Source organism: Thiobacillus sp., assembly GCF_024708915.1.
On sequence record NZ_JANJXQ010000020.1, the window covers coordinates 1 to 4,653 of the forward strand.

Annotated in this window: 4 protein-coding genes; 1 reads left to right on the forward strand and 3 read right to left on the reverse strand. The window is 65.4% G+C overall.

Annotation, left to right across the window (positions count from 1 at the left end; translation table 11 throughout):
* Positions 1-7: 7 nt before the first annotated feature.
* The 3 genes from Q0L94_RS01575 to prsT all read right to left on the reverse strand — a co-directional run bounded on the left by Q0L94_RS01575 (position 8) and on the right by prsT (position 4,177).
* Complete coding sequence (locus Q0L94_RS01575) at positions 8-394, reverse strand: rhodanese-like domain-containing protein (protein WP_296749428.1); 387 nt, start codon at positions 392-394, stop codon at positions 8-10.
* Positions 395-504: 110 nt separating this feature from the next.
* On the reverse strand, positions 505-1,281 hold the full coding sequence (xdp1, locus tag Q0L94_RS01580; protein ID WP_296749431.1) for an exosortase-dependent surface protein XDP1: 777 nt from the start codon (positions 1,279-1,281) through the stop codon (positions 505-507).
* Positions 1,282-1,429: 148 nt separating this feature from the next.
* The gene (prsT, locus tag Q0L94_RS01585) at positions 1,430-4,177 is read right to left on the reverse strand and encodes an XrtA/PEP-CTERM system TPR-repeat protein PrsT (protein WP_296749433.1); all 2,748 of its coding nucleotides are present in this window, start codon (positions 4,175-4,177) and stop codon (positions 1,430-1,432) included.
* A gap of 261 nt (positions 4,178-4,438) precedes the next feature.
* Here prsT and Q0L94_RS01590 point away from each other — a divergent pair.
* Positions 4,439-4,653: homocysteine S-methyltransferase family protein (locus tag Q0L94_RS01590; protein WP_296749435.1), on the forward strand; the 215-nt coding region annotated here is incomplete at its 3' end.

Consider the following 4,653-nt stretch of genomic DNA (forward strand, 5'->3'; position numbering starts at 1 on the left):
CGGAAAATCAAGTCTGTTCCCACGGTAGCCCATCGAAGCGCCAGCCGTTCTTCGTGCTGCGATGCCGCGTTTCATCCATGTCGCCTTCGAACCCGTACAACACGTTGTAGACCTCAGGAAAACCGTATTTTTCGAGGTAACGCCCGGCATCCGCCGACCGCCGCCCCGAACGGCAGATCAGCACCACCGGGCGATTGGCCGACGCCGCCTTGCGCGCGTGGCCGAGAAAATCCGGATTGACGTCCCAGTCCGGGCCGTCCTGCCAGGCGACATGGATCGCGCCGGTCGGATGGCCGACAAAAAGATATTCGATTTCCGAGCGGCAATCGATGAACACGGCTTCGGGGTGCTGCTGTAAAAAAGCATGCGCTTCGGTTGGACTGAACTGCTTCATGCCGGACTCCTGTGCAATGGTGTTTCCACCATAGCAGCCCCTGCCCGATGCTGCCCGCCAAGGCGAAAAAAACCCCGCCAATGCGGGGTCCGGGTGCGTTGTGCCGGAATTCAGCGCGCGTTGCGCCGACGGGTCGCGCGCGTCAGTCCCAGCAGGCCGATGCCCAGCAGCAGCAGGGTGCCCGGCTCGGGGACTTGACTGCCGCCGCCGCCGCAGCCCGATCCGCCCGGGCTGTCTTTACAGGTGCTGCCGCTGACCGAGATCAGTTTGAACGCATCCTTCTTGTAATCGTTCGTGCCGTTGAGTGCGCCGATCAGCCAGTAGCTGGAGTAGATGCTGCTGGAAATCGGTTTGGCTCCTGTGCTGCTCCCGCCCTCGTAATGCCCGACCAGCGCCCAGCCGGCAGCCAGCATGGCGGCGTCGGTGTAGGTCAGTCCGGCGAGGCTGCCCACGCCTGCGCCTGTATAGGCATACACGGAGTAATCGGAATCCTTGTAGCCGGTGTTCTGGCTGACCCAGCCAAAACTGGTCGAGGACAGGTTCACCTTGTCGCCGGAAAAGCTGAACAGGATGGAATCCTTGCGCTGGTCATTGTCGATTGCATGCTCGGGATTGACACCCTCGTTGCTGTCTCCGTTTGCATAATCCTTGTTCTTGACCCCCAGACCGCTGCTGCCGTTATAGGTGAGAAAGCCGCCTTCAAGCGCCGTATTGGCGCTGCCCACGGTGTTCGCCCAAGCGGAAGCCGTCGCCGTGACCCCGCCCTGCGTGTTGCTGGCGGTATTGTTGAAAGTCCAGGTCGCCGCCGACGCCAGGCTGCCTGCCCCCATGGCGGCCAGCCCCAGCAATGCGGCAGCCGTTTTTTTGTTGATTTTCTTGATTTTCATTATGTACTCCGAATGATCGATTTCTTGGTGGGCATGAAGCAAGCCTGATGCCATAAAAATTTATTGCTTGAAAATCATTTGCTTAAGTTTGCTTCGCTGGATGCGGCCAGGCCATATGTAAAAAAACCCGACGCCGGCGCGTTGTCCGTCAGCGGCGCATTTTCAGCACAGCCTGATCCACGTGCGCGCGAATGTCCGGATCGTCGGGCGCGCGCAGGGCGGCCTCGCGCAAGTAGCGCAGGCCTTTCTCGACTTGTCCTTGCTGCACCAGCACCCAGCCCAGCGTGTCGTTCACCTCGGGCTGGCCGGGCGCCAGCGCGTGCGCCTGTTCGGCGTGCCGTAGCGCGGCAGGATCGCCTTGCTGCAGCAATACGTTGGCCAGGTTGTTGTGGGCGCGCGCGTCTTTCGGATCGCTCCGCACCAGTTCCCGATAGACGGCACTAGCCCGGGCCGCATCGCCCAGCGCCAGCCAGGCCTCCCCCAGTGCGTGGGCTGCCGCACGGTCGGCGGGATGGTGGCCGCGCCAGTCGGTCATCAGCCTGGCGGCTTCCTGCGCCTGGTTTGCCGCCAGCAGGGCGCCATACAGGCCAAACAGGCTGTCGCTGCCGCCGTCGTCGGCATAGGCGCGGCGATACGCCTCGACGGCTTCGGCTTTGCGTTGCTGGGCCAGCCGGACTTCACCCAGCAAGCGCTGCGCTTCGGCTTTTGCATTGCCTTGCGCCAGCAGGGCCTGGGCCTGTTTCTCGGCTTCATCCAGCTTGCCTGTCTGCACGTTCAGGCGCGCCTGCAGCACCCGCGCGGGACGGAAGCCCGCATCGGCCAGGAGCGCCTTGCTCAGGCTGTATGCGGCCGACTCGGTGTCGCCGATCTGCATCTGCCTGGCCGCAGTCTGGGTGAGCCAGGATGCGTTGAACGCCGCCGCCTGCGTCAATCGGCGCAGGGTGGTTTTCGCAAGATCGGGGTTGCCGACGGCAATCTGCCCCTGCGCCAGCGCCATCAGCGCAGCGGGATGATTGGGCGCGATTGCCTGGGCGTCCCTGGCGGCATCCAGCGCCTGCTGTGCCCGGCCCAGGCGGAGGTACAGGCCGTGCAGCGCCAGACGCGCACGCACGTCCTGCCCATGCTGGCTGCGCGCCTTGTCGAGCCAGCGGATGGCTTCATCAACCCGTCCCGCACCTTCTTCCAGCCGCGCCAGTTCCAGCATGGCGTCGGCGTGGCCGGGGCTCACCTTCAGGATGCCCAGATAACGCTGGCGCGCCCGCTCAAGCTGGCCATCGGCTTCGTCCAGCCGCGCCAGATTGAGATGCGCCGTATAAAAGCTCGGTGCGGCCTGGATGGCGGCCACATAGGCCGCCCGCGCTCCCGCCCGGTCGCCCGTCGCCAGCTTGGCCACGCCGAGCAGGTTGCGGGTGGAAATATTGCCGGGTTCGCGCTTGAGAATCTCCTCCACGATAGCCACGGCGCGCTGGGCTTCGCCGCGCTTGAGGTAGGTCAGGGCCAGCGGCACCCCGGTCTGCGAGGTGGCAGGCGCCTGCCGATAGGCGCGCAGCAGGGCATCAAACCCGGCTTCCTTCTGGCCGGCGCTGAGCAGGCTGATGCCGAGTCCGGCCTGAATATCGGGGCTGTCGCCCGCCCGGGCCGCTTCCTGAAACAACAACGCGGCCTTGCCATGATTGCCCAGCCCCATATAGGCCGCACCCAGCATGGACATCGCCTGCGCATCGTCCGGATAAGCGCTCAATGCCGGCTGCAGCATGGCGACGGCGCGCGCGAACTGGCGCTCGGCGAGATAGATGCTGCCCAGCAATTTGCGCGCCCCCGCTTCGCGCGGGTGCTTTCCCAGATAGGCGTTGAGATAGGTCTTGGCGCGTTCGAACTCCCCCAGCGCATGATGGGCCAGCCCTCCCAGCAGTGTTAACTGGTCGCTGGCGGCGAGAAATTCGGGGGACAGCTGGCCCAGCGTACGCGTCGCCTCCTGCAGCGCCTCGCGCGCACGGGCCGCGTCGCCGCGCCGGCTGAAATACAGCGCGCGCAGGTAGGCGCCGCGCGGGTCGTAGGCGAAATGCTGCAGCAGATAATCGATGTCGGCCTTGGCGTCGCTGTCGCGCTGCAGATCGAGGTAGACCGCTGCCCGCGCCAGGCGCGCATCGAGATGCCGCGGCTGCGCCTCCAGAGCGCGCCCGTAGTCGCGCGCTGCGGCCGGCAAATCCCCCTGGCTGTGGGCAATCGACGCCTGCATATTCCAGGCATCGGCGTCGCGCGGCGACAGTTGCAACGCGCGCTGCGCGGCCGCAGCCGCCTCCCCGGCACGTCCGGCCTTGAGGTGGACCTGCGCTTGCAAGGCCAGGGCGCGTGCTTCGCCGCCCTTGATTTGCCCGGCCTGACGCGCGCTGCTCATCGCCGCATCGAGCTGGCTCAGGCTGATCTGCGCCCGCGCACGCAGCAGCAGCATGTCGAGCCGCGCTTGCGGCGCCAGGCCATCGGCGCCGAATTTTTCCAGCAGCGCACGCGATTTCCCCTGATCCAGATACGCCTGCGCCTGATAAACCGCGATCTGCCCGCGTGCCGCCCCGAGGCGCTCGGCGTCCGCAAACGCGCGCTCCGCCGCCGCCGGCTCGCCTTTGCGCAAATGCGCCTGCCCCAGCAGCACCAGCGCGGGCAGCATGCGCGCATCCTCTTTCAGCGCGTTCTTGAGCTGGATGATCGCGCCCGCATCGTCGCGGCGCTCGTAGCGCGTCAATGCATCTTCGTAATAGCGCGCGGCCTGGGCCTCGCGGTCGGCCAGCGCCAGCGGGGACACGCCCAGGCCGACAAGCAGACCGGCCAGCATGGCATACGGCAGCGCACGCGTCCTGGCACGCAGTGATTCGAAGTTGCTCAGAAAAAAAGTCGGCATGGAGCAGGTTTCATTCATCAAAAATGGAATCGACGGCCTGGCCTCGATAGACTATCCATTGAAGGCAAGGACCGTACCTGCCACTCCAGCCACCGTACCGCCCCGTGCAATGGGCGTTCCCGTACCCTGCCCTCGCCCCGCCGCCCTTACCCTGTCGAGAACCGGACTGCTGCGGCAGAAACTCGTTCAACCCGTGCCGGACACAGCGGGGCGGGGGGCCGGCCTTATATAATGCAGCGTTCCCTGCTTCTGCCGACCGCCATGTCCCGCACCGCACAACTCCGTTCCCTGCTCGCCCAGCGCATTCTCGTCCTCGACGGCGCGATGGGGACGATGATCCAGTCGTACAAGCTCACCGAAGCGGACTATCGCGGCGAGCGCTTCGCCGATTTCGCCCACGACCTCAAAGGCAACAACGACCTGCTGTGCCTGACTGCGCCCGCCATCATCAAGGAAATCCACGCCAAGTATCTGGC

Bases quoted from the DNA above. Each gene is read 5' to 3' on its own strand.
- Q0L94_RS01575 (WP_296749428.1), bottom strand. From the start codon at position 394: ATGAAGCAGTTCAGTCCAACCGAAGCGCATGCTTTTTTACAGCAGCAC.
- xdp1 (WP_296749431.1), bottom strand. From the start codon at position 1,281: ATGAAAATCAAGAAAATCAACAAAAAAACGGCTGCCGCATTGCTGGGG.
- prsT (WP_296749433.1), bottom strand. From the start codon at position 4,177: ATGCCGACTTTTTTTCTGAGCAACTTCGAATCACTGCGTGCCAGGACG.